27 protein-coding genes are annotated in these 26,562 nt (G+C 63.6%); 7 read left to right on the top strand and 20 right to left on the bottom strand.

Annotation, left to right across the window (positions count from 1 at the left end; genetic code table 11):
* Window positions 1–76 precede the first annotated feature (76 nt).
* From IVB47_RS31195 to IVB47_RS31180, 4 genes are all read left to right on the top strand, one after another.
* Complete coding sequence (locus IVB47_RS31195; protein ID WP_027516766.1) at window positions 77–286, top strand: ferredoxin; 210 nt, start codon at window positions 77–79, stop codon at window positions 284–286.
* A gap of 54 nt (window positions 287–340) precedes the next feature.
* Window positions 341–1,564, top strand: a complete 1,224-nt coding sequence (locus tag IVB47_RS31190) for a cytochrome P450 (RefSeq protein ID WP_027568924.1) — start codon at window positions 341–343, stop codon at window positions 1,562–1,564.
* Between the two features lie 260 nt (window positions 1,565–1,824).
* A complete protein-coding gene (locus tag IVB47_RS31185) occupies window positions 1,825–2,484 on the top strand; it encodes a sulfite oxidase-like oxidoreductase (RefSeq protein WP_247467223.1) in 660 nt (219 codons plus the stop codon).
* A 25-nt stretch (window positions 2,485–2,509) separates the two neighbouring features.
* On the top strand, window positions 2,510–3,733 hold the full coding sequence (locus IVB47_RS31180; protein WP_247467219.1) for a bifunctional alpha/beta hydrolase/OsmC family protein: 1,224 nt from the start codon (window positions 2,510–2,512) through the stop codon (window positions 3,731–3,733).
* A gap of 10 nt (window positions 3,734–3,743) precedes the next feature.
* On the opposite strand, the gene IVB47_RS31175 is transcribed toward IVB47_RS31180, so the two are convergent.
* Window positions 3,744–5,174: a PLP-dependent aminotransferase family protein gene (locus IVB47_RS31175; protein WP_247468151.1), complete on the bottom strand. Its 1,431-nt coding sequence runs from the start codon at window positions 5,172–5,174 to the stop codon at window positions 3,744–3,746.
* Window positions 5,175–5,274: 100 nt separating this feature from the next.
* Here IVB47_RS31175 and IVB47_RS31170 point away from each other — a divergent pair, with 100 nt between their 5' ends.
* Window positions 5,275–6,189 (top strand): DMT family transporter, encoded by a 915-nt coding sequence (locus tag IVB47_RS31170; RefSeq protein WP_247467216.1) that lies wholly within the window; start codon window positions 5,275–5,277, stop codon window positions 6,187–6,189.
* Here IVB47_RS31170 and IVB47_RS31165 read toward each other — a convergent pair.
* The 16 genes from IVB47_RS31165 to IVB47_RS31090 all read right to left on the bottom strand — a co-directional run bounded on the left by IVB47_RS31165 (window position 6,168) and on the right by IVB47_RS31090 (window position 19,967).
* Window positions 6,168–7,226 (bottom strand): YeeE/YedE family protein, encoded by a 1,059-nt coding sequence (locus IVB47_RS31165; protein WP_247467213.1) that lies wholly within the window; start codon window positions 7,224–7,226, stop codon window positions 6,168–6,170. The genes IVB47_RS31170 and IVB47_RS31165 overlap by 22 nt on opposite strands.
* Before the next feature lie 2 nt (window positions 7,227–7,228).
* Window positions 7,229–8,233 carry a zinc-binding alcohol dehydrogenase family protein gene (locus IVB47_RS31160; protein WP_247467210.1) on the bottom strand — a complete coding sequence of 335 codons (1,005 nt, stop codon included), beginning with the start codon at window positions 8,231–8,233 and terminating at the stop codon, window positions 7,229–7,231.
* A 64-nt stretch (window positions 8,234–8,297) separates the two neighbouring features.
* The gene (gene paaK / locus IVB47_RS31155; protein ID WP_247467207.1) at window positions 8,298–9,629 is read right to left on the bottom strand and encodes a phenylacetate--CoA ligase PaaK; all 1,332 of its coding nucleotides are present in this window, start codon (window positions 9,627–9,629) and stop codon (window positions 8,298–8,300) included.
* A 28-nt stretch (window positions 9,630–9,657) separates the two neighbouring features.
* A complete protein-coding gene (gene paaI / locus IVB47_RS31150) occupies window positions 9,658–10,107 on the bottom strand; it encodes a hydroxyphenylacetyl-CoA thioesterase PaaI (protein WP_247359987.1) in 450 nt (149 codons plus the stop codon).
* Between the two features lie 55 nt (window positions 10,108–10,162).
* Entirely contained in the window at window positions 10,163–11,245 is a 1,083-nt protein-coding gene (gene paaE / locus IVB47_RS31145; RefSeq protein ID WP_247467204.1) for a 1,2-phenylacetyl-CoA epoxidase subunit PaaE, read from the bottom strand.
* A gap of 2 nt (window positions 11,246–11,247) precedes the next feature.
* Window positions 11,248–11,751 (bottom strand): 1,2-phenylacetyl-CoA epoxidase subunit PaaD, encoded by a 504-nt coding sequence (gene paaD / locus IVB47_RS31140; protein ID WP_247467201.1) that lies wholly within the window; start codon window positions 11,749–11,751, stop codon window positions 11,248–11,250.
* Window positions 11,745–12,521 (bottom strand): 1,2-phenylacetyl-CoA epoxidase subunit PaaC, encoded by a 777-nt coding sequence (paaC, locus tag IVB47_RS31135; RefSeq protein WP_027568913.1) that lies wholly within the window; start codon window positions 12,519–12,521, stop codon window positions 11,745–11,747. The genes paaD and paaC overlap by 7 nt, the downstream gene beginning before the upstream one ends.
* Window positions 12,521–12,808: a 1,2-phenylacetyl-CoA epoxidase subunit PaaB gene (gene paaB / locus IVB47_RS31130; RefSeq protein ID WP_106942621.1), complete on the bottom strand. Its 288-nt coding sequence runs from the start codon at window positions 12,806–12,808 to the stop codon at window positions 12,521–12,523. Before paaB ends, paaC begins: the two co-directional genes overlap by 1 nt.
* A 10-nt stretch (window positions 12,809–12,818) precedes the next feature.
* Window positions 12,819–13,811: a 1,2-phenylacetyl-CoA epoxidase subunit PaaA gene (gene paaA / locus IVB47_RS31125; protein WP_247467198.1), complete on the bottom strand. Its 993-nt coding sequence runs from the start codon at window positions 13,809–13,811 to the stop codon at window positions 12,819–12,821.
* A 76-nt stretch (window positions 13,812–13,887) separates the two neighbouring features.
* On the bottom strand, window positions 13,888–14,754 hold the full coding sequence (paaX, locus tag IVB47_RS31120; protein WP_247288567.1) for a phenylacetic acid degradation operon negative regulatory protein PaaX: 867 nt from the start codon (window positions 14,752–14,754) through the stop codon (window positions 13,888–13,890).
* Window positions 14,755–14,850: 96 nt separating this feature from the next.
* On the bottom strand, window positions 14,851–15,621 hold the full coding sequence (locus tag IVB47_RS31115) for an alpha/beta hydrolase (RefSeq protein ID WP_247425905.1): 771 nt from the start codon (window positions 15,619–15,621) through the stop codon (window positions 14,851–14,853).
* A gap of 189 nt (window positions 15,622–15,810) precedes the next feature.
* Entirely contained in the window at window positions 15,811–17,097 is a 1,287-nt protein-coding gene (locus tag IVB47_RS31110; RefSeq protein ID WP_247425904.1) for a DUF445 domain-containing protein, read from the bottom strand.
* A 158-nt stretch (window positions 17,098–17,255) separates the two neighbouring features.
* Window positions 17,256–17,711 carry a phasin gene (locus IVB47_RS31105; protein ID WP_027568907.1) on the bottom strand — a complete coding sequence of 152 codons (456 nt, stop codon included), beginning with the start codon at window positions 17,709–17,711 and terminating at the stop codon, window positions 17,256–17,258.
* A gap of 203 nt (window positions 17,712–17,914) precedes the next feature.
* Complete coding sequence (locus tag IVB47_RS31100; RefSeq protein ID WP_007593821.1) at window positions 17,915–18,508, bottom strand: GNAT family N-acetyltransferase; 594 nt, start codon at window positions 18,506–18,508, stop codon at window positions 17,915–17,917.
* On the bottom strand, window positions 18,505–19,587 hold the full coding sequence (locus IVB47_RS31095) for an alpha/beta fold hydrolase (RefSeq protein WP_247467195.1): 1,083 nt from the start codon (window positions 19,585–19,587) through the stop codon (window positions 18,505–18,507). Before IVB47_RS31095 ends, IVB47_RS31100 begins: the two co-directional genes overlap by 4 nt.
* Window positions 19,584–19,967 (bottom strand): hypothetical protein, encoded by a 384-nt coding sequence (locus tag IVB47_RS31090; RefSeq protein ID WP_247467192.1) that lies wholly within the window; start codon window positions 19,965–19,967, stop codon window positions 19,584–19,586. Before IVB47_RS31090 ends, IVB47_RS31095 begins: the two co-directional genes overlap by 4 nt.
* 170 nt (window positions 19,968–20,137) lie before the next feature.
* Here IVB47_RS31090 and IVB47_RS31085 point away from each other — a divergent pair, with 170 nt between their 5' ends.
* Together IVB47_RS31085 and IVB47_RS31080 are read left to right on the top strand one after the other, a co-directional pair.
* Window positions 20,138–21,052 carry an alpha/beta hydrolase gene (locus IVB47_RS31085; protein ID WP_247467190.1) on the top strand — a complete coding sequence of 305 codons (915 nt, stop codon included), beginning with the start codon at window positions 20,138–20,140 and terminating at the stop codon, window positions 21,050–21,052.
* A 145-nt stretch (window positions 21,053–21,197) separates the two neighbouring features.
* A complete protein-coding gene (locus IVB47_RS31080; RefSeq protein ID WP_247467187.1) occupies window positions 21,198–21,662 on the top strand; it encodes a nuclear transport factor 2 family protein in 465 nt (154 codons plus the stop codon).
* Window positions 21,663–21,691: 29 nt separating this feature from the next.
* On the opposite strand, the gene IVB47_RS31075 is transcribed toward IVB47_RS31080, so the two are convergent.
* From IVB47_RS31075 to IVB47_RS31065, 3 genes are all read right to left on the bottom strand, one after another.
* Entirely contained in the window at window positions 21,692–22,366 is a 675-nt protein-coding gene (locus IVB47_RS31075) for a spermidine synthase (RefSeq protein ID WP_247467184.1), read from the bottom strand.
* A 30-nt stretch (window positions 22,367–22,396) separates the two neighbouring features.
* Window positions 22,397–25,630 (bottom strand): cytochrome P450, encoded by a 3,234-nt coding sequence (locus IVB47_RS31070; RefSeq protein ID WP_247468147.1) that lies wholly within the window; start codon window positions 25,628–25,630, stop codon window positions 22,397–22,399.
* A 182-nt stretch (window positions 25,631–25,812) separates the two neighbouring features.
* Window positions 25,813–26,562 (bottom strand): alpha/beta hydrolase (locus tag IVB47_RS31065; RefSeq protein WP_247467181.1); only part of this gene is annotated, 750 nt, incomplete at its 5' end.

Below are 26,562 nucleotides of genomic sequence, written 5' to 3'. Positions count from 1 at the left end.
TATAACTTGAATAAGAACTCAGATGGGAGCGCGCGCCGCCTTCAGGGCCGGAGCGCATACGACCGAGGAAGCCGCCATGACAGAGCGACTGAGGGTTCGCGTCGATCCGGACAAATGCCAGGGGCACGCGCGCTGCAAGGCGCTGGCGCCGGAGCTGTTCGAGCTGGACGAATACGGCAACGCCCACGAAGCCGGCGACGGCACCGTCCCATCCGGCCTCGAAGACAAGGCCTGGCTCGCCAAATCCAATTGTCCGGAAATCGCGATTGACGTGATCGAGGAGTAGCGCAGCCGCTGCCCCGCGAGCCTTCCGTGCACACGAGCCCCAAGGGATTTCGAGATGTCCGACGTCAGCCAGCCCGCCGCCCATCCGCCCGTGACCGACTGGGTCCATGATTTCGACCACACCGATCCGCAATGGACGGAAGATCCTTTCCCGATCTGGGACGAGCTGCGCGCCGCAAGCCCGGTCGTGCATACCGACCGCTTCCTCGGCTGCTACCTGCCGACGACCTATGAAGCGGTGCGCCAGATCGCCAACGACAGCGAGCATTTCTCCTCGCGCCGCATCATCGTCCGTGACGTTCGGCCGGAGATCACCAGCAGAAACTCCGCCCCGCCGATCACGTCCGATCCGCCGGTGCACAAGCCAGCCAAGCAATTGCTGCTGCCGCCGTTTACGCCGGACGCGATGAAGAAGCTGGAACCGCGGGTGCGCGCGATCTGCAACGAGTTGATCGACGGTTTCATCACTGAAGGCGGACTGGACGCGGCAGAGCGCTACACCAAGCACATTCCGGTTCGCGCGATCGCCCACATGCTCGGCATCCCCGAGACAGACAGCGATCTCTTCATCCGCTGGATCCACATGATCCTGGAACTTGGCATCAAGGACGAAAACACGCTGCTCCAGGCGGTGCAAGAGATGACCGTCTATTTCAGCGCCCATATCGAAGCGCGCAAGAACAAGCCGACCGACGACCTCATTTCCTACCTGATGAATGCCAGGGACAAGGAGGGCAATCCGCTCGAGGATTCGCACGTGCTGGGCTCGCTGCGACTGCTCCTGATCGCCGGCATCGACACCACCTGGAGCGCGATCGGCTCCTCGCTCTGGCACCTCGCCCGGACGCCGGCCGACCGCCAGCGCCTGGTCGCCGAGCCCGGACTGATCCCGACCGCGGTGGAGGAGCTGCTGCGCGCCTATTCGCCGGTGACGATGGCGCGCGAAGTGGTCAAGGAGACTACGATTTCCGGCTGCCCGGTCAAGGCAGGCAACATGGTGCTGCTGTCCTTCCCGGCCGCCAACCGTGACCCGAAAATGTTTCCGGATGCTGACAAGGTCGTGATTGACCGCCGTGAGAACCGCCACGCCGCCTTCGGCCTCGGTATCCACCGCTGCGTCGGCTCGAACCTTGCGCGCATGGAGATGCAGGTTGCGTTGGAGGAATGGCTGAAGCGAATTCCGGACTTCGCCCTCGATCCGGCGGGCACGGTGACCTGGTCACAGGGAACCGTCAGAGGTCCCCGCCAGTTGCCATTTTTGCTTGGAAAGGCGATGTAGACCTCTCCAAATTGCGATGCGGAGAGGCTGGACGTGACTGAGACAAGCAATCAAACCGGCCTCTGAGCATTTTGATATCGCCAGCGCCCAGCGCGGATCAACGCGACCTTCATCGGCTCGATCGGCAACCTCGGCGTAGCATCGGGCATGAGGAGTGGTTCTACTACTATCTCGCTGGTATCATCTGCCTGTCGCTGATCATCTATTCCACCATGCGCGACACCATGCATGCCTCCGCGATGCACCGGCACGAGTAGCTCATGACCGACGAGACGCCATCCGACAGCAAGCTGACGCGCACCAAGGAAAAATGGGCGCGCGAAGGCCACTTTTTGACCGGCAAGATCACGCGCCCGGAAGATCAGCGCCTGCCGCCCGGCCAGCATCTGACAAAAGACTGGCCGGTGCTCGATCTCGGCGTCGTGCCGCCAGTTTCGCGCGAGCGCTGGCGGCTCGACGTCTACGGCGCAATCGAGACCCCCGTGTTCTGGACCTTTGCCGAGTTCGCCGCCCAGAAGCAGGCGCGGTTCACCTCCGACATCCACTGCGTCACGACCTGGTCGCGCTACGACAATGAGTGGGAGGGGCTCGCTACGCGCGAGCTGCTCGCGGCCTGCCAGCCGCGCGAGGACGCGCGCTTCGTCGTGCTGCATTCCCATGACGGCTACACCACCAACCTCGCGCTGGACGACTTTGCAGCCGAGGATGCATTGCTCGCCCATAGCTGGTCCGGTGAGCCACTGTCGGCCGAACATGGCGGCCCGGTGCGGCTGGTGGTGCCGCATCTGTATTTCTGGAAGAGCGCCAAATGGGTTCAGTCGATCGAATTCCTGACCGGGGACGCGCCGGGCTTCTGGGAAGTCCGCGGCTATCATAATCGCGGCGATCCCTGGGCAGAGCAGCGCTATTCGGGCGATTAGATTCAAGCAAGAACGGGGGAAGCCCATGCCGACAGAGCGCTTTCAATTCACCGGCGAAGGCGGCCATCAACTTTCGGCCTCGCTGGAGCTACCCGACGGCGAGCCGGCGGCCATCGCGCTGTTCGCGCATTGCTTCACTTGCGGCAAGGAGACGCTGGCCGCCAAGCGCATCTCGGTCGCGCTCGCCGCCAAGGGCATCGCGGTGCTGCGCTTCGACTTCACCGGGCTCGGCTCCAGTGAAGGGGATTTCGCCAATTCGACGTTTTCCTCCAACGTCGCCGATCTCGTGCGCGCTGCCGATCATCTGCGTAGCGTCCGCAAGGCGCCGTCCATCCTGATCGGTCACAGCCTCGGCGGCGCCGCGATCCTCGCCGCAGCCGGACACGTCCCGGAGGCCAAGGCGGTTGTGACCATTGCGGCACCATCCGATCCCGCCCACGTCACCGGCCTGTTCAAAGAGCATCTCGACGACATTCGCACCCAAGGTGAGGTCGAAGTCTCGCTTGCGGGACGCCCGTTCCGGATCAAGCGCGAATTCCTCGACGACATCGCCGAGCACGAGCTGATGAAGGACGTCACCGGCCTGCACAAGGCGCTGTTGGTCATGCATTCTCCAGTCGACGATACCGTCGGCATCGACAATGCGACCAAGCTCTTCGTCTCCGCCCGGCATCCCAAGAGCTTTGTCTCGCTCGATCATGCCGATCATCTCCTGACCAAGCCGGCCGATGCGCTCTACGCGGCCGACATGATCGCGGCCTGGGCAAGCCGGTACATCGACACAGCCAAACCGGCGAAGGCGATGGATCTTCCCGAGGCGCCGCGCCGGGTCGTGGTGCAGGAGACCCGCAAGAGCAAGTTCAACCAGGTCATCTCTGTCGGTCCGCATCGCCTGATCGCGGATGAACCGGTCGCCGCTGGCGGCGAGGATGCCGGCCCTGGTCCTTATGATCTTCTGCTCGCTGGCCTCGGGGCCTGCACCTCCATGACCATGCGCCTCTACGCCGACCGCAAGTCGCTGCCGCTCGATCGTGTCACCGTCTCACTGAAGCATTCTAAGATCTATGCGAAAGACTGCGCGGAATGCGAGACGCGCGACGGCATGCTCGACCAGATCGAGCGCGACATCGCGATGGACGGCGCGCTCGATCCCGAGCAGCGCAAGAAATTGATGGAGATCGCCGACAAGTGCCCGGTGCACCGGACGCTGACCTCGGAAATCCGGATCGTGACCAGGGCCGTGGATTAGCGCGCTTGCGCTAGAAGCAGGACGCCATCGTCCGCAACGCCGCGGTGATCTCGCTCTCGCGCCAGGCCGCGAAGCCGAGCAATAGACCGTGATCGCGCGGCCTGCCCAGTGCCAAGCCGGACAGGGCACGCGTTTCAACGCCCGCTTCGACCAGCCGCTTTACCGCCTTCTGATCCGCGCGACCGCGCTTGAGGCGCGCGACGAGCTGAATGCCACCGGGGGGCACTTCGGCAGAGAGTACCTCGCCGAGATGACGCTCAAGTCCCTCGACGAGGTGATCGCGACGAGTGTGATAGATCCGGCGCACCCGGCGCAGATGCGCCAGGAAATGTCCGTCGGCAATGAACTCGGCCAGCGCTTCCTGGACGTGGCTCGGGGCGATCAGCCCGATGTGCCGCTGTGCGATCTCCAAGGTGTTGACCAGGGCCGGCGGAACGACGAGATAGCCGAGCCGGATGTCCGAGGTCATGGCCTTGGAGAACGTACCGACATAGAACACGCGGCCATGGGCATCGAGTCCCTGCAAGGCCGGCACCGGCCGGCTGTCATAGTGGAATTCACCGTCGTAATCGTCCTCTACGATCCAGGTCTTGCCGGGCCTGCTCAGGCCAAGAAACTCCGTGCGGCGCGAGAGCGACATCAGGCGGCCGGTCGGGTGCTGGTGCGACGGCGTCATGAAGATCAATGTCGGGGTCGCTATCCCCGGAATCCGCTGCATGCCCTGCTCGTCCAACGTCATCCCGATCACGCGCGCACCGGACGCACGGAACGCGGCCGCGGCGCCGGGATAGCCGGGATCCTCGACCCAGACGTCGTCGCCGGGCGTGATGACGGCGGCCGCAATCAAGGTCAGCGCGGCCTGCGCGCTCGGCAGAATCAGGATCTGATCCGCCGTCGCGCGCACACCCCTGCTGGTCGCGAGATAATGCGCCAGCGCCTCGCGCAGGCGCGCCCGGTTGACCGGTCCGAGCTCGCGCTTGGCCGCGCGCACGGCGCTGCGGCGCAGGCAGCGCGCCCAGACCTCGTTCGGAAACTCCCTGAAATCGCCATGCCCGGGACGCAAGGGTCTCAGTCGCGCCTGATAAGACATCGGCCAGTCGGTCTGCGTGAGGCTCGAAGCCCAAGGCGAAAGCCGCGGCTTGCCAAGGCGCATGCGAGATGCGACGGCGCCCGCCTCGGCAATGCGCTCGCCGCCCTCGACCGTGACCATCGGACGGCGGCCGTGCGAAGCCTCGAGATATCCCTCGGCGGCGAGCTGCTCGAACGCATAGCTGACGGTGTTGCGCGAGACGCCGAGATCGCTCGCGAGCCGGCGGCTCGACGGCAGCGTGCGGCCTTTGACGAGACGGCCGGTCGCGATCAAGCTTCGGAGCTGGCTCGTCAGTTGAGCCACCAGTCCCTCGTCGTCGGCCCGGTTCAGCTCGATCAGGGCGGAGATCATGCTTTCCGGAACTGGCACCTTGATCCTTTCTGATCTGGCACTTTTTTAGGTGCCAGGCGGAATGCTATCCGCCTGCTAGAACTGCTTCAAGGATTTTCCGATGAACTCCCTCTCGCCCCGCGCGGCCGTCGGCCTATTCCTCATCGTCGTGCTGGCCTGGGGCGTAAACTGGTCGGTGACGAAGCAGCTCGTGCAATTCCTTCCGCCGCTCTGGACCTCGGCGATCCGCAGCTGGATCGCTTTGGCAGCATTGTTCGTGATCCTGGGGCTCAGCAACAATCTGGTGATCCCGAAGCGGCGCGACATTCCGGTGGTCCTGAGTGTCGCGCTGCTGCACATGACGATATTCTCTGTCCTGGTGGCGGCCGGTGTGCGCTTCCTGCCCGCGAGCAAGGCCATTGTGCTCGGCTACACCACGCCGCTCTGGGTCGCGATCGCAGCGCCCCTGCTGGGGAAGGATACGCTGACTGTGCCAAAACTGGCCGGCGCCCTGCTCGGGCTGATTGGTCTTGCCGTGATCCTGAATCCCACCTCGATCGACTGGACGAATGCCAACGTCGTGCTTGGCGCCGGCATGGTGATCCTGGCCGCGATCTCATGGGCTGCGAACATCATCTATATTCGGGCCCATCGCTGGATCGCATCCCCACTTCAGCTTCTAATCTGGCAGGTGCTCGTTGCCACGATCGTGCTGTCAGCGGCTGCGATGATCGTGGAGGGGCTGCCGCACGCGGAATGGTCATGGAAACTCGTCCTGCTGTTCCTGTACTCCGGTCTGATCGGGACGGCGCTGGCTTATTGGGCCATGTCGATGGTCAACAAGAGCATCTCGGCTCTGACGACGGCGCTCGGAACCACCGGCACGCCGCTCGTCGGGATCGCCTGCGCTGCGATCCTGCTGGGCGAGCCGATTGATATTAGTCTTGCCGTTGCGGCCGGACTGATCATCGGTGGCATTGGCTTTGCCACGCTCGGCGATCGTATGCTGCGCCGTCAGGCTACCGCGAACGGCTGAACGCGCAGCATCCCGCGCAAGCCCGCCGTCGTGCCGAGCAGGATGCCGGCGATGGCGACGAAGGAGCCCAGCGCGAGCGTCGACACCCCGGTGAGCCCTTGCCCGATCGAGCAGCCGAACGCCATCACGCCGCCGATACCCATCAGCGCAGCGCCGCTGGCCGAACGCAGCATATGGCGTGGCGAGGAATAGCCTTCGAGATGGAAACGGCCCGTAGCTAGCGCGGTGGCCAGACTGCCAGCGAAGACGCCGGCAACTGTTGCAATGCCGAAATTCGGCGTCAGACCGGTCGAGAGCATGGCATATTGCAGACTGTCCGCAATCGGCGCGACGAAGGTGAGCGAGGTCACCGGCACCGGGTTGAAGTCATCCGCGCCGAGATAGCCGGTGACGAACCAGCCGCCGGCGACGAGGAGACCGACGATGACACCGGCCGCAATCTGGCCGGGGGAACGCCGGAACGCCGGGTGCGCGAAAGCGAACAGGATCAGCGCAACAACGACGACAGCAGCAGCCATCGCGCGCGAAACCGCTTCAGCCGGACCGAACATGGCCAACAGCGACGGCAACGAATTTATGTTGACCGTGGTTTGCGAGGCCTGGACCAGCGCGATGCGCGCCGGCGCGATCAGGCCCTTGAGCGTCATCTGCGCGGCGATGGCGAGCACGACCACCACGACGAAGGAGCGGAGATTGCCGCGACCGAGCAGCACCAGCGCGCGCGAGCCGCAGCCGTTCGACAGCACCATTCCGTATCCAAACAGAAGTCCGCCGAGAAACAGCACTGGCACCGAAAAGGACTGTTGCAGGTAGATCGACTTGCCGAGATCGACCATGCCGTTGCCGGCGAGGAATTGGCTCGCGGCGGTCGCAACCGCGATCGCCAACGCGTAGGTGCGTACCAACCGCCCATCCCCCTTCGCCAGCCAGCCGCGCATGCTGCTCATCAGGCAGAAGCCGCTGAGCAGGCCGACGGCGCCGTAAACCAGGCCGATGCCGAGGCCGGCGAGGATGACGAGTTGGGTGGACGACTCCATGATCAAGGCTTCAGGATCACGCGGTCCCGCGACGAGCCGGCAACGGCGACGTAGGCCTCCTTCGCGCGTTCGAGCGAATAGACGGCGTTCGCCTTGATCGGGAATGGTTTCAGGTGCCCGCTCGCGAAGCCCGGGCTGAGGTCACGCAGCACAGCGCCTGTCGCGATCGACGAGAGGCCGAGCGTGTCGATGCCGACATAGGTGTGTTGCCCGCGGTAGAATTCGAGGATGTTGAACTGCACGATGCGGTCGATCGCGGCGATCAGGATCTGGCGGCCGCGAAGCGCGAGCGACTTGTGCGCCGCCTGGAAATAGGGATCGCCGACCGTGTTGAAGACGATGTCGGCGCCTTTACCTCCGGTCAACTCGCGCACGCGTGTGGCGACGTCGGTCGCGGAAGCGTCGATCACCTCGATGGCCGCGTTGGTATTGCCCTCATAAGCTTCCGCTTTGCGCACCACGCCGATGACACGCGCGCCCTGCCAGGTCGCGATCTGCACCGCCGCCTGACCGACCTTGCCGTTGACGCCGAATACCAGCACCGCTTCCCCCGGCTTTGGAATGCCGGCGCGGCGAAAGCCCTCCATGGCGGTGACGAAGGGCACGCCGATGCCGGCGGCCTCCTCCCAGGATACGGTTTTCGGCTTGTCGACAACCGCGTCAGCTTCAACGACGAGATGGCTGGCGTGGGTGCCGTCGCGACGGATGCCGAGATCGCCGGAGGAGCCGAACACCTCGTGGCCGATCGAGCCGGCCGGCCCATCGATCACCAGGCCGGCGTAATCGCGACCCGGCGTGCGCGGGAAGATGGCATAGGGCATCAGCCCGGTCGCGGCCTTGACGTCGGACGGATTGACGGCGGCGGCCCTCACCTCGATCAGGAGATCGCTAGGGCCGCGAGCGAACGTCCGACGCTCAACCACCGGCGCAACCGCAGCCGCGTTCTCGGCCTTCGCGTTGAGGCGCACACAGCGCGCGTCGACGGCTTTGGGATCGGCTGTTGACATGGAAAGACCCGCGATTTCTCGCGGGCCTTGTCGCCCTTGGGGACGGTCGAGTCAATCCGTCAAGTCAATCCTTGGGCCGCTTGTCGTAGAGGCGCTTGGCCTTGCCGAGCGAGCGTTCCAGCGTGGCCGGCGCAACCACGCTCACCCTGGAGCTGATGCCGATGGTGTTCTTGATGTGCGTCGAGATCCGGCTCGCATGGTCGAGGAGGCCCCGGCCGTCCCAGCTCTCCGGCCGCGCCTCGGCAATGATGGTCAACTCGTCCATGCGGCCTTCGCGGGTCAGTTCCAGAATGAAATGCCCTCCGCACCAGTCGGTGGCGAGCAGAACCTCCTCGATCTGGGTCGGGAACAGATTGACGCCGCGCAGGATGATCATGTCATCGGAACGGCCCGTGACCTTCTCCATCCGCCGCATGCCCGGCCGCGCCGTGCCCGGCAACAGCCGCGTCAGGTCGCGGGTACGATAGCGGATTACCGGAAAGGCTTCCTTGGTGAGCGAGGTAAAGACCAGTTCGCCCTTCTCCCCGTCGGGCAGCACCGCACCCGTCTCGGGGTCGATGACTTCGGGATAGAAATGATCCTCCCAGATGTGCAGACCGTCCTTGGTCTCGATACATTCCTGCGCAACGCCGGGCCCGATCACCTCGGAAAGACCGTAGATGTCGGTCGCGTCCATGTCGAAGGCGTCTTCGATCTCGCCGCGCATGGCATTGGTCCAGGGCTCGGCACCGAAGATGCCGACCTTGAGCGAGCACTGGCGTGGATCGAGCTTCTGGCGCTTGAACTCGTCGAGGATCGCCAGCATGTAGCTCGGCGTCACCGTGATGATGTCGGGCCGGAAGTCGTTGATGAGCTGCACCTGCCGCTCGGTCATGCCCCCGGAGATCGGCACCACGGTGCAGCCGAGTTTTTCGGCGCCATAGTGCACCCCTAACCCGCCGGTGAAGAGACCGTAGCCATAGGCATTGTGGATGATCATGCCAGTTCGACCGCCGGCGGCACGGATCGAGCGCGCCATCACGTCCGACCAGGTGTCGATGTCGCGTTGCGTATAGCCCACCACGATCGGCTTGCCCGTCGTGCCGGAGGACGCATGCACGCGCACCAGCTTTTCACGGGGCACGGCAAACATGTTGAAGGGATAATTGTCGCGCAGGTCCGTCTTCACCGTGAACGGAAATTTCGCAAGATCCGAGAGCTCTCGAAAGTCGGACGGATGCACGCCGGCCGCGTCGAAGGCCTTGCGATAATGCGAGACGTTGTCATAGGCGTGCTTCAACGACCAGGCCAGCCGCTCCGTCTGGAGCGCTTTGATCTCGTCGCGCGATGCGCGCTCATGCGCATCCATTTCGGCGCGATAGGTGTTACCACCTTCCTTGAGCCTCGTCAGAGCCATCCTCGTTTCCCCGCATCATTACTTTTCTTTATTGATCCTGCGCCGGCAGCCAATTGCCGGGAATGACCCGCGAATGCCCGCGAAATTCGGCGATGACTGTATCGCCGGCGGTGACGCGCACGTCATAGATGCCCGAGCGGCCGCCGCGCGTGACCTCGCGCGCTCTTGCGACCAGCCGATCGCCGAGCCTGCCCGGCTTGATGAAGGTGATCTGGCCCTGCGCCGCCACGACGCGGTCGTTGTGCGAGTTACACGCGAAAGCGAAGGCAGAATCGGCCAGCGTGAAAATGAAACCGCCATGGGCGATGCGCTGGCCGTTGACCATGTCCGGCCGTACAGTCATCGCGAGCGTCGCATAGCCCGGCCCGATCTCGACGATCTCCATGCCGAGTCCTTTGGAGGCATCGTCCTGCGCCCACATCGCATCGGCGCAGGCGCGGGCTACATCCTCGGGCGACAAGGCGGCTTTGACGTTCACGCGCTTCTCCCCTCCGAGTGTTTGGACACGATGTTCTGCTGCCTGACTAAAACTGTCAAACGTGGTCGTAATCGACCACGACCCGCTCCGATGATGGCTTCGCCTGACAGGTCAGGACAAAGCCGGCCTTCAGCTCCCAGGGTTCCAGCGAGTAGTTGATATCCATCGGCGCCTCACCCTCCACCAGTTTTGCACGGCAGGTCGAGCACATGCCGCCCTTGCAGGCGAAGGGCAGATCGACACCGGCGCGTAGTGCGGCATCGAGGATCGCCTCGTCCTCGGCCACCGGCACGTCGCGGCGCTTGCCGTCGATGATCAGCGACGCGATCGCTTTCGGCGGCGCGTCCGGCGCAACGATCTTCTTCGGTCGCGGCTTGCCGCCGAATTCGGAGACGAAGCGCTCGACATGGATACGCTCGTCCGCGATGCCGAGCCCTCGGCAGGTCGCCTCGATGTCCTCGCTCATGCCGGACGGACCGCAGATGAAGACGTGATCGACGCTTTCCGCCGGCACCAGCGAACGCAGCAGCACTCGCACCTTGTCGCCGTCGAGCCGGCCATGCAGGATCGGGATGTCCTGCTCCTCGCCGGAGATGACCTGGAAGATCGAGAGCCGGTCGATGAAGCGATCCTTGAGCTCTTCGAGCGCCTCGAGGAACATGATGTTGTCGGTCGTGCGATTGCCGTAGAACAGGAAGAACTGGCTGTCCGGCTCGCGCGCAAGCGTGCCCTTGACGATCGACAGGATCGGCGTGATGCCGGAGCCTGCGGCAAAGCCGACATGGATGCGGCCGGCGCCGGCCGGCGGGATCACGCCGAAACGTCCCGTGGGCGTCATCACGTCCAGCGCGTCGCCACACTTCAAATCGTCCGCTGCCCAGCTCGAAAACGCGCCACCATCGATCTTCTTTACGGCGATGCGTATCTCGCCGTCGTCGGGGCCGGAGCAGATCGAATAAGAGCGGCGCACTTCCTCGCCATCCAGCATGGTGCGGAGCGTGAGGTATTGGCCGGGTGTGAAGGCGTAGTCGGTCGCAAGCTCCGCCGGGATGGCGAATGTCAGCGATACGGCGTCCGACGCCTCGCGGCGGAGGTCGTTGACGGCCAGGCGATGAAAGCGTGGTGCGGCTGCTGACATGGTCAATGACACTTGAAATAATCGAAGGGTTCGTGGCAGGCCCTGCAGCGCCAGAGCGCCTTGCAGGAGGTGGAGCCGAATTCGGACAGCAACTCGGTATTCGCCGAGCCGCATTGCGGGCACGTAACAGCTTGCTCGCCGAACAGCGCGCGGCGGGAATTCGAATCCTGCGGCGGCGCGATGCCGTAGGCGTGAAGCTTCCGGCGGCCCTCTTCGCTCATCCAGTCGGTGGTCCAGGCCGGCGAGAGTACAGTGCGGACTTTTGGACGAAAGAAACCGGCGCGCTCCAGCGCGACTTCGATTTCCAGCGCGATCATGTTCATGGCCGGGCAGCCCGAATAGGTCGGGGTGATCGCGACCTCGACGTGATCGCCGTCGAGGAAGACATCACGGAGCACGCCAAGATCGGCGATGGTCAAGACCGGAATTTCGGGATCGACCACGCTCGCCGCGGCATCCCAGGCCCGTTGGCGCAGTTCGCTATGGGGCTCCAGCACCGTCACCAAGTCTGCCCCGGGAAAGTGCGCTGCATCGACTGCAGCTCGGACAGAAGATGGCCAAGATGCTCGCTGTGCCGCCCGGAACGACCGCCTTGCTGCATCCAGTCGGTCTGCGGCAGCTCTAGCGTGGCTTCACTAACGACACCCGAGAGTGTCGTCATCCAGCGACCCCGCAAGCTTCCGGGATCGACGGCGATATCGGCATGGATCAGGGCGCGCTCGCCTTCATCGACGGCAAACATCTCACCGGTGAAAGCCCAGAGATGATTGATCGCGGCCTGCGCGCGGGCATGGCTTTCAGCCGTGCCGTCACCGAGCCGGATGATCCACTCCGAGGCATGGCGAAGGTGATAGGCGCTCTCCTTCTCCGACTTGGCGGCAATGGCCGCTAGCGCCGCATCGCGCGAAGTCATCATCGCACGCCAGTAGAGATCAGCGAAGGCGGAATAGAAGAACTGCCGTACCAGCGTCTGGGCAAAATCGCCATTGGGCTGCTCGACCAGCAGCAGATTGCGATACTGCCTGACGTCGCGCAGGTACGCGAAGCTGTCCTCGTCGTTGTCCTTGCCCTCGACCTTGGCGGCGTAAGAGTAGAGTTCGCGGGCCTGGCCAAGGAGGTCGAGCGCGATGTTGGAGAGCGCCATGTCCTCTTCCAGCATCGGCGCATGTCCGCACCATTCCGACAGCCTGTGCCCAAGGATCAGCGCGTCGTCGGCCCGGCGCAGCGCGTAGAGCACCAGTGGTGTTTCTGAGACCTCGATGTTCGCGACGGGCATCACATGTGTCCCACTTCCTCGGGCACTTCGTAAAACGTCGGGTGCCGGTAGATCTTCGACTCCGCCGGCTCGAACATCATGCCCTTGTCGGCGGGATCGCTTGCGGTGATCGCCGTCGACGGCACGACCCAGATCGAAAGACCTTCGCCGCGACGGGTGTAGATATCGCGGGCGGCCTGCAAGGCCATCGTGGCGTCGCTCGCATGCAGCGAGCCGACATGCTTGTGCGCGAGCCCGTTGCGGCTGCGAATGAAGACTTCCCACAGCGGCGTGTTTGGCGTGGCCATTGCGATCTCCCTACTCTGCCGCTTGTGCAGTTCGACGCTGCGCGCGCTTTGCGGCATAGCTAGCTGCCGCCTCGCGCACCCAGGCGCCTTCGTCGTGCGCCTTGCGGCGCGCGGCCATTCGGTCACGATTGCACGGGCCGTTGCCGGCGAGCACCTGCTTGAATTCTGTCCAGTCGATCTCGCTGTAACGCCAGTGCCCGTCCGCATCCTGAATCATGCCGGGATCGGGAATGGTGAGGCCGAGATATTGCGCCTGCGGCACGGTGGCGTCGACGAACTTCTGTCGCAGCTCGTCATTGGAGAAGCGCTTGATCTTCCACTTCGTCGAGATGTCGCTGTGCTGGCTGGTGGCATCGGGCGGCCCGAACATCATCAGCACCGGCCACCACCAGCGGTTCAAGGCATCCTGCGCCATCGCCTTCTGCTCGCCGGAGCCACGGCACAGCGTCAGCATGATTTCATAGCCCTGACGCTGGTGGAACGACTCCTCCTTGCAGACGCGGATCATCGCGCGCGCGTAAGGACCATAGGAGCAGCGACACAGCGGGATCTGGTTCATGATCGCGGCGCCGTCGACCAGCCAGCCGATGGTGCCGATGTCGGCCCAGGTGAGCGTCGGATAGTTGAAGATCGATGAATATTTAGCCTTGCCCGCGAGCATGGCGTCGACCAGCTCTTCGCGCGAAGTGCCGAGCGTCTCGGCCGCGGCATAGAGATAAAGCCCGTGGCCGCACTCGTCCTGCACCTTGGCGAGCAGCGCCGCCTTGCGGCGCAAGGACGGCGCACGCGTGATCCAGTTGCCTTCGGGCAGCATGCCGACGATTTCGGAATGAGCGTGCTGGGAGATCTGGCGCGTCAGCGTCTTGCGATAGGCCGCTGGCATCCAGTCGTTTGGCTCGATGCGCTCCTCGGCATCGATGCGGGCCTGGAACTGCGCAGCCTTGGCCGTGTCCTCAAGACCGCGATCATCGGTCTCGGTCATGTTCAGCGCCTGGGTATACATGCGCACCCTCCCATTTTATTGAGAGAAAATATATAACAAGAATTATATCATGCAAGATATTTCTGTAACATAAAGATCAAGCCTCGAATCTCCGTTCCAAGAGTTTTCGCGCCGGCGGCAATGGGCCCTTTTCATTGGTTCCATTGCCATCAAGCCATTGTTCTGATGGGACAAGCAGCGCGCGATAAATGTCGCCGCACAGCGCGCGGGCGGCCTTGCCCGGCCAGTTCGCCGGAAGCAGGCTTTCGGGCAGCAGCGGATCGCGCAGCACGACGCGACGGTAATGGTGGATCAGGAGGATGCGCGCCGTGAAGGCGTCGGCTTCGGACAAGCCCGTGCCGCGCGCGATCGCGGCGCGCAGCGGCTCGAACGTCTTCATGAACTTGAGATAGGCGTCTGCGGTGCGATCCAACGGCCAGCTCGCGCTGAGCAGCCGTCGGCCGCTGTCATCCTCGGCCGAGACTTCCAGACGGATGGCGCCCGCGGCTTCGTCCGGCACTGGCACGCCCGACGGCGCGACCCACACGCCCGGCAGCGGACTGCCGAAGCCGGCATTGCGGAGCGCCTCGCGCGAGGCGTCGCGATCCTCGCCATTGCCGATCAGCAGCAGCTCGAAGCGCCCGGTCCAGCCGGATGGCGGCGGATCGTAGATATGGCGTGTCGCGGCCTCGAAGATCTGGCGGCCCTTGTCGGCCAGGCGGTAAAAACTGTTGCGGCCGACCTTTTCGCGCGTCAGCCAGCCATCGGCGGCAAGCCGCGACATCGCGGTACGCACCACGCCGCTGTCGATGTCCAGACTTTCGAAGAATTCCAGCAGCGTGCCGAGCCATACCGAGCCACCGCGCGGCACGATGGCATCGCCGAACACCGTGATGACGATGGAGCCGGTGCGCGACGGTTCGCGTTTGAGCTGCTCGATGATGCGGGACAACGGATGCGCCATGCGCGAGGCATAGCGCGTTTGGTGCGGGCGCGACAATGGACGGGTGCGACGGTCTTGTTTCTCCCTCTCCCCGTTCTTACGGGGAGAGGCAAAGAACTACCGATGCGGATCGGGATAGACCACGCTGCGCCAGCCGCTGCGGTCGAAGGGCCGCCAGCTGCCCTCCTTCTGCGCAAGGCGATCAGCCACTGCAAAGACAGCAGCCGGATGATGGCCCATGCCGCAATGGCTGCTCTCGATCTCGATGCTCTCGGTCTGCGTGCCCGTCTTCTCCATGCAGCCCTGCCAGGCGCAGACGCCGTCGGTGCGGCTGAAGATCGCCGTGGTCGGCACCGGCGGCGGAACGGCGAGATCGCCGCCGAACTGCGGATCGACCTCGTCGGATTTCCGCCCGCTCGCCCATTCATAGACGCGCCAGGCATTGGTCGAATGCGGATCGCCGGCAAAGGGGCTGCCGAGCGTGATCACTTGGCGCACGCGGTCGGGCATCATTTTGGCGAGCTGGCGCGCATAGAGACCGCCGAGGCTCCAGCCGACCAGGCTGATCTTGCGGCCATGCCTGTCGCTGAGCTCCTGAACCAGATCCACCATCGCGTGCTGCACGCCCTCGCGCAGGCCGTAATTGCGGCCTTGGCGCCAGCCGCTCACCGCATAGCCCTTGCCGGACAGAAAGGAGCGCAGTGCACGCGTGGACCCGTCGGAGGCCACGAGGCCCGGCAGAACCAGCACCGGATGCCCATCGCCCCGCGGCGCAAGGCTGAGCAGCGGCAGCGCGCCGAGGAATGCGCCAAACTCGTGGATCGCTCGCCCTTCCAGGAACATCAGGGTGCGAGACGGCGGGCTCAGCGTCTGGGCAGTAGCGGTCATCAATGGATCCCTCGGAAGAAATGCTGAAAAGAAGGCCGGCAAACAGGTATGAATTCCAACACGCCAGCTTTTCGAACGTTCCGCAGCGCACCATGAATCAGCTAGAACGCCGGTTCCCTACATTCAAGCGGGTGAAACCCGAGGCCACAATAGGCCGGCGCGTGAATGCCAGCGTCCGTGACGCAAAAGTCACAACAATCGAAGCAGGAATTCTACGGAGTAAAGCGCCAGGCCCGCCAGCCCACCGATCAGCGAGCCGTTAAAGCGGATGTATTGCAGGTCGCGGCCAATGTTGATTTCGATCAGCGAAATCAGCTGCGCCATATCCCACGATTTCACCTGGTCGGAGATGAAGGTCGAAACGCCGCTCTTCTGGTCCGCGACGAAACTGCGCAGCACCGCGACCAGACCCTTGTTGATCTCGCCGCGCAGCTCGCCATCGCCGGCAAGCGCTTCGCCCGCCGCGACACACATACCGGCGAGATGATGCTGCAGGACCTGCGTCTCGCCGCTTGCACTACGCTCGATGAAGGACCGCGTGTTGGCCCACACGGTGCGGGCGAGATCGGCGAGCTCGGGACGCGCGAGCAGATCGCGCTTCAAACCGTCGATGCGGTCGATATAGGCCTGGTCGGTGCCGAGCCGGTCGACGAAGCTCAGCACCATGCGATCGAACTCGCCGCGGAACGGATGTTTGGGATCGCTACGCACCTCATTGAAGAAAGCGGTGGCGGAGGCCACGATCTTGTTCACCAGAAACTTGTCGGCGCGATAGAGCCTGAGCAGGGTCGGCAATTCCGCCCGCACCTTCTCACGGATCATCGCCATCGTCTCGGTCTGGTTCAGCGTCTCGTGCATCACGCGCAGGAGATCGTCGAACAGGATCTGGTGCCGCCCTTCCGCGACGAAACCGCGCAACGTGCCGGCCGCGAGCGGCGCCAGGTCGATCGCCTGGAGCTGCGAGGACATGCGGCGGATGATGAAGGTCATCAGGCCCGAGGTTTCCGTCGCAGAGACGGCCTCCGGCAGCAGGCGCAGCGCAAAGCGCGCAAGGTCGTCACTACGCTTGCGATCACGCAGCCAGTCGGCGACGAAGGAGCCGAAATCGATCTCGTTCAGCTTGGCCTCGACCGGAGCAGCCTCGAGGAAATGCACCTGAATGAACTCGCCGAGCTTGTCGGCGATACGGGCCTGGTTGCTCTGGATGATCGCGGTGTGCGGAATCGGCAGGCCGAGTGGACGCTTGAACAGCGCGACCACCGCATACCAGTCGGCGAGCCCGCCGATGGTCGCGGCTTCCGCGAAGGCCGCGATGAATCCGAACACGGGATGCACAGGCAGCAGCCATTTCGCAAAGACGAACAGGACAAGCGTCGAGGCCAGCACCAGCGTCGCCAGCGCTTTCACGCGGCGTAATTCGGCCGCGCGTTCTGCGTCGCCGGGGGAGTCGAAAGAGAAGGTGCCTGATGGAGTCATCACAGCATCACACTATCCGTCATTGCGAACGAAGCGAAGCAATCCAGAGCAAGGAGGCAGATTGGATTGCTTCGCTTCGCTCGCAATGACACCTACGGCGGAATAACAAAAGGCCCGCCGAAGCGGGCCTTAAATTCAGTTTTTACTCAGGGGCCGTATCAGGCGGTCTTGTTGTAGACCTTGGCAAAATTGTCCTGAGCGGACTTCGCACCGTTGGCGGCGAGCTTGCCGAAATAGTCGGTGGTCGCCTTGGCGCGCGAGACGAACGCTTCGCCGCGGGCGCGGAGCAGGCCGGACTGGATCTCGACAGCTTCGCTGAACGACTTGGCGGACGCGAGCTTGTCGATGCCCGCGAAGAATGCCTCGGCGTCCTCGTAGATCGCCTGCTGGATGTTGCGGCTGATCTTGCCGGCTTCGGTGACGGACTCGGTCACCGCGTTCTCGACGGCGGCGGTCACGCGCTCGGAGCCAGCGAACACTTCGGCAGCACGGTCCTTGGCGGTATTGGCGGACTTCTTGACGAACTCGCGGGCGGCCTCGGGAACTTCCAGGTTCTGGATGTTCTTGAACGCGTCCTTGAAGCCTTCGAAAGCGGTGTTGGTTTCGGTGGTCATTGGGGTCTCTCCATCCTCATTGGTTGAGCTATGGGCTCACCCCGTCCGGTTTTGGCCCGGGGCACGGCTTATATGGCATAGTTAATTGTGCGATGCAATATCGATGTTGCAGTGCGATATCACGAAACCGTGAATAGCCTTAATGGGAGGCAATCTGGCGCCTCCCTGACCATCCGGGTTCCCGACCACCCGTCCACCGGTTCTCAATGCTGGACGGCGCCGGGCAGCCCATAGGCCTCCATCTGGGCCTGGACCTGCGCGATGTTGTGCCCGAGCACAACGATATCGTGGGTCTTGCCGTCAACGTCGCGGACATGATCGCGCAACAGTGCCTCGGCCTTGAAGCCGAGGCTCTCAAACAGCGTGATCGCGGCCTGCTGATCGACCGTCATCTGGACCGAGAGCTTTTCGAGGCCGGCGCCGAGCGCGAGTGCGAAGGTCTCCTGCGACAGCGTCCGACCCACCCCCTTTCCGCGCACATCGAGCGAAACCACCATCCGGATCTCGCCGACATGGGGCGACCAGGAGTGCGGATCGCGCACCAGCGTGCCGCAGCCGACGACCGTGCCGCCCCTAACCGCGAGCAGGCTCGTGATCGCGCCGCGCTCGATCTCCTTGACCCAGGCGGAGAGCACCTTCGGCTCACTGATGTTGCGCGGCAGGAACAACAGGTCGTGGGTCGGCAGGCCCTTGCCGAAGGCGAGCACCGCGGCTTCGTCCGCCGGGGACATCAGGCGGATCTCGATATCGCCCGCGTCCGTCTTCACATGACGCGGATAGGAACGCTGCTCACTCATGTCGATCTCTTCCCCAGCCAGGAATCCAGTTTCGGCCATAGCCGCTTCACCGCATTGGCGCCGGCGACGAGCGAGACGTGACCGCCCTTCAGCATCACCTCCTCCTTGTCCTCCGATCCGATCTTGGCGATCAGGTGCTTTGCAGCCTCATACGGCACGATGTGGTCATGCTCCGCCACCGCATGCAGGAACGGCACCTTGATGTCCTCGAGCTTCGCAGCACGGCCGCCGACCGACATGGCATCGTTGAACAGCTTGTTGTCCCACATCAGGTCCTTGGTGATGGTGCGGAAATATTCGCCGGCCAGCGGCAGCGTGTCGGTCGCCCAGCGGTCGAACATCCGGTAGGATTTGACGAACTCGTCATTCCAGATGTTTTCCCAGAGCTGGATCTGGCTGACGGTGCGCGAGGCCGGGCGCAGCATCTCGAACGACGACAGGATCATCTCGGGCGGCACGTTGCCGACGCTGTCGACGAGGCGATCGACATCGAAATAGCGACGGTCGGAGAAGTTCGAAAACAATTTCATCTCGCGAAAGTCGATCGGCGTGGTGAAGCAGATCAAATTCTTCATCGGCCCGTCCCTGTGGATCGAGCCGTAGAGCAGCGACAGCACGCCGCCGAAGCAATAGCCGATGACGGAGACGTCCTGTTCGCCGGAATCCTGCTGCACGCGTCGGATGCAGTCCGGGATGAAGTCGAGGACATAGTCCTCCATGCGGAGGCTCTTCTCCTCCGGTCGTGGCGCGCTCCAGTCGAGCATGTAGACGTCGTAACCGCGCTTCAACAGGAACTCGATGAAACTCTGGCCGGGCACGAGGTCGAGAATGTAACCGCGGTTGGTGGTCGCCATCACGATCAAGATCGGAATTCGATAGATCTCGTCGGACATCGGACGATAGTGGTAGAGGCTCATCGTGCCGCGCGAATGCAGCACGTCCTTCGGGGTCGAGCCGAGCGTGGGACCGGACGTCGAGAAATATTCGACGCCCTTGATGCTGCGCTGGATGGCGCGCTGCACCTCGGACTGGATGCGCTCCGGGATCCCTGCGAAGTCTAATCCGGCGGGTGCATTCATGTCTGCTCTCCGCCTTCAGATGGCGGGCGCTTGGTGCGCGGCGGACGCATTGCGGTGTCTGAGCCCTGAGAGATGCCGGAACCTGCCGCCATCTGGCTCAGCATCGACTTGATCTCACCGATCTGTCCTTCGATGGACTGCAGCCGTTCCGCAAGGCCGGTGACCTGGTCCCGGCTCGGCAGATTCATGGGGACCAGATATTTCTCCATGAGGTCGCCGAGCTGCTTCTGAGCACCTGCAGCAACGCCGCCGGCCCGGTTCACGGCCTGCGAAAACTCAGGCGACGACATGGCCTGATTGGCGAAGGAGTTGAACCCCTTCTCCATCTCGCCAACCATCTTCTGCCACATGGCAATGGGGTCGTTGCTGTTGTCGGTCATCGGCGTCCTCCTGAACTCGAGAGCTTCGATGCCCTTCCTTTTTCGCCATACCACACCGTTGCGCGGTGCCGGTCAACCGGCAAGCGGCGGGTCCGGTGCCGCGGACGCGGCTTCATTGCGAGACGAAACCGTGCGATACAGCATTGATCAAAAGCCGAGGGAACGCGCCCGTGAACGCCTATCAGCCGCCGCAAACCGTCCACGCCAACGGCATCGACATCTGTTACGAGACTTTCGGCAACGACAGTGCCGAGCCGCTGCTGCTGATCATGGGGTTAGGCGCCCAGATGATCCACTGGGACGATGCGTTCTGCGAGCAGCTCGCCGCGCAGGGCTTTCGCGTCGTTCGGTTCGACAATCGCGACATCGGAAAGTCGAGCCATCTCACCGGCGGCAAGCGTCTGACGCCGCTCGAGTTGTTGAAGCTTCGGTTTCTCAGGATTCCCGTGGCCGCAACCTACAAGCTGATCGACATGGCGAAAGACACGGTCGGGCTGATGGACGCACTCGGCATCAAGTCGGCGCATCTGGTCGGGGCGTCCATGGGCGGCATGATTGCGCAGGAAGTGACGTTGTCGTTTCCCGAGCGCGTGCGCTCACTCACCTCGATCATGTCGACGACCGGCAATCCGCGCGTGCCGCCGCCGACACGTGAGGCCGCCGCGATGCTGATGGCGGCGCCGCCACGCAGCAAGGAGGAGTTCATCGTCCGCTACGGCCAGACCTGGAACGTGTTGCGGGCCGGGTCCTTTCCGGAGGAAGAGGCGCTCGATCCCGGCCGTGCCGAGCGCGTGTTCGCGCGCGGGCTCAATCCGGCCGGCGTCGGCCGGCAGCTCCGGGCGGTGCTCGCCTCCGGCAGCCGCAAGGAGCGACTGTACGGCGTCAAGACGCCGGCGCTGGTCATCCATGGCACCGTCGATCCGCTGGTCCGCCCCGAGGGCGGCAGGGACACGGCAGAGTCAATTCCTGGCGCAAAGCTGCTGATGATCGAAGGCATGGGCCACGCGCTGCCGATGCGGTTTTGGCCGGAGATCATCGGCGCCATCGCCCAGCACGCACATGGCGCAGCGGCGCGCGCGGCGTAAACCGACGCAGAAGGTCTCCTCACGGTGACCATGTGAGCTGCCGGTTACTCTCTTAACGCAAGCCGGCACGAAAGCTATACAGCCTTTCCTCAATCGCCAAGAACCTCAATCCGCAAGAAAGAGGCTGCGGCCTCTCGGAGTTCACATGCATCTCATCGTCCGGTCAGCCGCAATCATCGCCGCTTCAGTCGTCACGCTGTCCCTCGCGAGCGGCGCCGCGATGGCGGGTAGCGCGCAAGAAGAAGCCAATCGCAAGACTGTGCTTGCGTTCTATGAGAAGGGGCTCAACCAAAAGGACGCCGATGCAGCCCTCGCCCATGTCGGCGACCGCTACGTCCAGCACAATCCAAACGCGGCCGATGGTCCGGACGGTTTCCGAAAATTCATCGGCTTCCTGCGCGAGAAATTCCCGAACTCGCACAGCGAGATCAAGCGCAGCTTCGTGGATGGCGACTACGTCATCCTGCACGTTCACGCGATTCGCGAGCCCGGCAGCAGGGGCAAGGCGATCGTCGACATCTTCAAGCTGGAGAACGGCAAGGTGGTCGAACACTGGGACGTCGTGCAATCGATCCCGGAAAATCCGGCGAACAACAACACGATGTTCTGACGGATTGAACCGGTTGCTGCGCAGACGGCCTAACTCTTCCTGGCCAACCAGATCACGTGACGCGCGCCACCGCCTCTTCCGGTGGCGCGAATGTTGACTTCGTTGACGGCGAAGCCGGCACTCCCGAGCCGCTTGGTGAAGGCCGGGTTGGGTCCCGAGGACCAGACCGCGAGCACACCTCCCGGCCGCAGCGCCGTCTTCGCCGCCTTCAACCCGCTCGCATTGTAGAGCGCATCGTTGCCCTTCCGGGTCAGCCCTTCCGGCCCGTTGTCGACATCCAGGAGAATGGCGTCGAAGGCCGACCGATGTGCCCGGATGGTTTCGCCGACGTCGGTTTCCCGGATTCTCACCCTGACGTCATCGAGACTGTCACCGAACACCTGCGCCATCGGGCCTCGCGCCCAGGCGACGACCGCCGGCACGAGCTCGCAAACCACGATCTTGGCCTTGCCTCCCAGCACGGTAAGCGCCGCACGCAGCGTAAAACCCATGCCAAGGCCGCCGATGAGGACGACAGGTTTTGCCACCGTCTCGATCTGCTTCGCCGCGAGTGTGGCGAGCGCGGCCTCCGAGCCTGACAGGCGGTTGTTCATCAGCTCGTTGGTGCCGAGCTTGATGGAAAACTCCTTGCCTCGCCGCATCAGGCGAAGCTCTTCATCGGAGCCGGGGATTTTGGCGGTATCGATCTTTTCCCAGGGAATCATGCGAGAGCTTTAGCACGATCGGCCGCCGGATTATCCACCTGCCCACACGTCCAGCACATACCGGTTCTTCGTGCCCATCTCCTCGATCCAGCGGGCAGCCGTGGCGGCATCGCTGCCGCACTTCTCGCGATGGATCGCGACCAGTGCCGCCTTCACGTCGGGCTCCATCTTGCTGCCGTCGCCACAGACATAGACGATCGCGCCCTGCTCGATCAGCGGCCAGACCTTGTCTTTCTGCGCGGCGAGGACGTGCTGCACATAGGTCTTCGGGCCTTCCGCTCGCGAGAACGCCGTGAACAGCTCGGTGATGCCGCTTGCCGCCAGCGCCTTCAGCTCGTCCGTGTAGAGAAAATCCTGATCGGGATGCCGGCAACCGAAAAACAGCATCGCCGGACCGAGCACGGCGCCCTTGGCCTTGCGCGCAGCACGCTCCTGGAGGAAGCCGCGGAACGGCGCCAGTCCCGTGCCCGGGCCGATCATGACGATCGGCACGGATGGATCGTCCGGGAGCTGGAAGCCGGCCTTGGTCTCACGCACGGTGGCATGGATCACGTCGCCTGCGCGTCGATTGGCGAGATAGTTCGAGCAGATACCCTTGTAGGTGCCGCGGCCCGAGGCGGCCGGCCCTTCAACCACGCCGACCGTGACGCTGCAACGAACCGGGTCCACCGACGGTGAAGACGAGATCGAATAATAACGTGGCGCCAGCAGCGAGAGCATTTCCAGATAGACGTGGAACGGCAGTTCGCAGGCCGGATGTTCGAGCAGCAGATCGAACACCGATTTCCGCCGGGCCAGAATCTCGCCGCGATAGCGCTCGAGCGGCTCGGGCTCCTCGCCGACGAAGGCCAGCAGTTTTGGTTTCGTGACCGGACAACGCGTGTGCTCGGCCATGATCTGGATCTGCTTCCGTGTCGCCACTTGCTGGAGCTCGACGAACTCGCTGAGCAGGCGGCCGACCGACACGGCATCGCCGACCGGCAATTGCGCGCGGCGGCCTTCGGCAACCTGAAGCCTGATCTGGTCGGCCGGCAGGAAGCCAAAGCGACGGGCGACCGAATCCACCAGCGTCGGATCGTTGCGCGGGACCACGCTCAGATGATCGCCTACGCGGTAATTGATGTTGGACGGCAACTGCACCTCGATGTGGCGCGTCGAACGCTCTGACGGATTGGAACCGGCCTTGTTCTGAAGCTCGTCATTGACCAGCACCTTCATTGCCACCGCGCCGCCCTGGGCGACGATGGTGTTGACGGCGGTCACCGCGACCGGCTCGATCGCGTAGAGCGGATCATCCTCCGCGGTACGGGTGAAATTCCAGTCGATGCCGAATTCCTTGGTCGCGACCTGGGCGGCCGCCGGGAACCATTTCTGGAACTGGCCGTCGAGATCGCTGCGCGCATCGCCTTCGCCGCGCGGATAGACCGCGCGCGCGCCATGCTTCGACAACTGCTCATCGATGAAGCGCGGCACCGACTGGTAGGTCGCGGCCCAGTCGCTGTTGCCGCAGCCGAACACGGCGTAACGCACATTGGCAAACGCATCCTTCGGCAGCTCGTCACCGAGCCATTTGACGAATTGCGTCGCATTGTCCGGCGGCGCGCCGTTATAGGAAGCGCAGATGATCAGCACGCCACCCTCCCGTGGCAGCTTGCCGACGTAATCGTCGAGCGGCCCCAGATGCACGGCAAAGCCGTTGATCTCGGCAAGATCGGCCATCCGCGTCGCCAGCTCCTCGGCGGTGCCGAGATTGGAGCCGTAGAGCACCAGCATCGGCGTGTTGTGGCCGGGACGCACGGTGGGCTGACGCGGGGCCTTCGCCGCCGACGACACCGCCACAGGTCCGCCATAGGCACCGCGCTCGCGATCGGCGCGCGGACGGACCTTGATCTTGAAGCCTTCCGGCTTCATCGTCAGCGTTTCCTTCAGATGCATCTGGTAGCGCTGGTGGTCGATCAGCTTGAATCGCTGGAGGATCATGCCGAGCGCGAGCGCGGCCTCGTGCATGGCGAAGCCGCGGCCGATGCAGGCGCGCTGGCCGTTGCCGAAGGGCTTCCAGGCATTGATCGGCCGTTTGGCTTCCGCCTCCCGGCTGAAATTCTCGGGATCGAACGCGTCCGGATTCGGACCCCAGACCGAGGGATCACGATGCAGCGCGGTCACCAGGATGGTGGTGAACGTACCCTTCCTGAGCTTGTACTTGCCGCCGCCGATGGTCTCGTCGTTCAGCGGCGAGATGCCATAGGCCGGCGCTGGCGGCCATAGCCGCAGCGCCTCCTTCAGGATCTGCGTGATGTAGGTGAGCTGCGTCACCTGCTGATAGGTCGGCCGTACATTGACGTCGGGACCGAAGACGCGGTCGACCTCGTCATAGGCCTTCTTGAGAATCTCGGGATGCTTGAGCAGCGCATAGAGCGTGCAGGACAACAGACCGCTGGTGGTCTCGTGGCCTGCGATCAGGAACGTGTTGATCTGATAGCGGATGTTGACGTCGTCGAGCTGTTCGCCGGTCGAGCGATCGACGCCCGTCATCATCGCCGCAAGCATATCCTTCTTGTCGTCGGTCGTATCGCCTCCCTTGCGGCGCTCCGCAATGATCTCGTCGACCATCTTGTTCATGAAGTCGACGTCTTCGGCCATCGTCTTGCGCCGCTTCTGCATCCAGAGCTGCTCGAACGGCAGGCCGCGCGTCATCATGATGGTTTCGAGCGAACGCACCAGCGACTCGACGAAAGGATGGTAATCACGCCGGTAGAACGAATTGAAGCGGTAGTCGAAGCCGCACAGGCCGATCGTATCCAGCGTCAACGCCGTCATGTCGTGGACGACGTCGATCTCGTCGTCAGCGTTGAGCCGCTCCCATTTGCCGACGAGCTGCTCGGCGATGTCGACCATGCTCGGGTGATAGGACTGCATGGCGCGGTTGCCGAAGGGCTGGAGCAGGATGTTGTGCGCCTTGCTCCAGTTTGGCTCCCTGGTGTCGGCCGTGAACAGGCCGTCGCCGCCGACTGCGCGCACCCGCCGTAATGCACCGCGCACCGTCTTGTCGAAACGCTTCTCGTCCGAGAGCTCGTCGACGAGATCGTGGCCGGAGACGACCACGATCGGCGAGCCCATCATGTCGAGCCAGAAGATCGGCCCCAGCTCCTTGGCAAGCCGGGTCAGATGCTGCACCGGCGCGGCCGAATCCAGTGACAGCATGTTGCCGACCACCGGCTTGGTCGGCGGCTGCGGGATCGGGTCCAGACGATTCTTGGATGACATCGAAATATAGTCCCCCTGCTTCAATTGGGACATGATGGCTTCCTCCAATTTTCCGCATTGCGAGCGAAGCGAAGCAATCCAGGCTTGCGAGCGAAGCGAAGCAATCCAGAAATATGTCGGCGGAGGCAGACTGGATTGCTTCGTCGCTTCGCTCCTCGCAATGACGAGTTCGCAATGATCAGCTAGCCGAACCGCCTTCTACGCCATTCGATCAGCTTGGCGCTGACCTCCTCCGGCTTCTCTTGTTGCGTCCAATGGCCGCTGTCCTTGACAAGATGTTTCTCCAGATCAGATATCAGCGCCTCCATGCCGTCGGCCGCCGACGGCGGCAGCACGGCATCGTTCTCGGCCATGATCATCAATGACGGCACGTGCACCTGATGGTCCAGGCCTTTCGCGCGCTCCCAATTGCGAGTGAAGTTGCGATACCAGTTGATGCCGCCGGTGAAGCCGGTTTTCGTGAACGTATCGACGAACACCTTCTTCTCGTCGGCCGACAGGATCGGAATCCGGGGATCGTGCTTTGCATCGTAGGCCGCGATCATCTGCGGGAACGCCAGATTGGTCTTTGACGAGGCGCCGACACCCGCGATCGGCGGCTCCTCCGGTTTCGCCGCCGGCCGCGCCAGCGGCTTGCGCATGAACGCGTCGAACGTCTGCTCGACGCGGCTGCCGAATATCCTGTCCGGCTCACGCGCGGGATCCTGAAACTGGACGATGTACATCTGATCGCCGAAGCGCTGGCGGAACAGCGCGATCGGATCGATCGGCGCGCGGTCCCAATGCGGCGTGTTGACGCCGACCACACCGGCGACGCGCGCAGGATGCCGCAGCGGCATCTGCCAGACGACGAATCCGCCCCAGTCGTGGCCGACGAAGATTGCCTTGTCGATCCCGAGATGATCGAGCAGCCCGACGAGATCGCCGGTCAA

This window comes from Bradyrhizobium sp. 62 (assembly GCF_023073035.1).
Lineage (GTDB): Bacteria > Pseudomonadota > Alphaproteobacteria > Rhizobiales > Xanthobacteraceae > Bradyrhizobium.
Note: the sequence above shows the minus strand (reverse complement) of the source record. Positions and strands in the feature narration are given on the sequence as shown.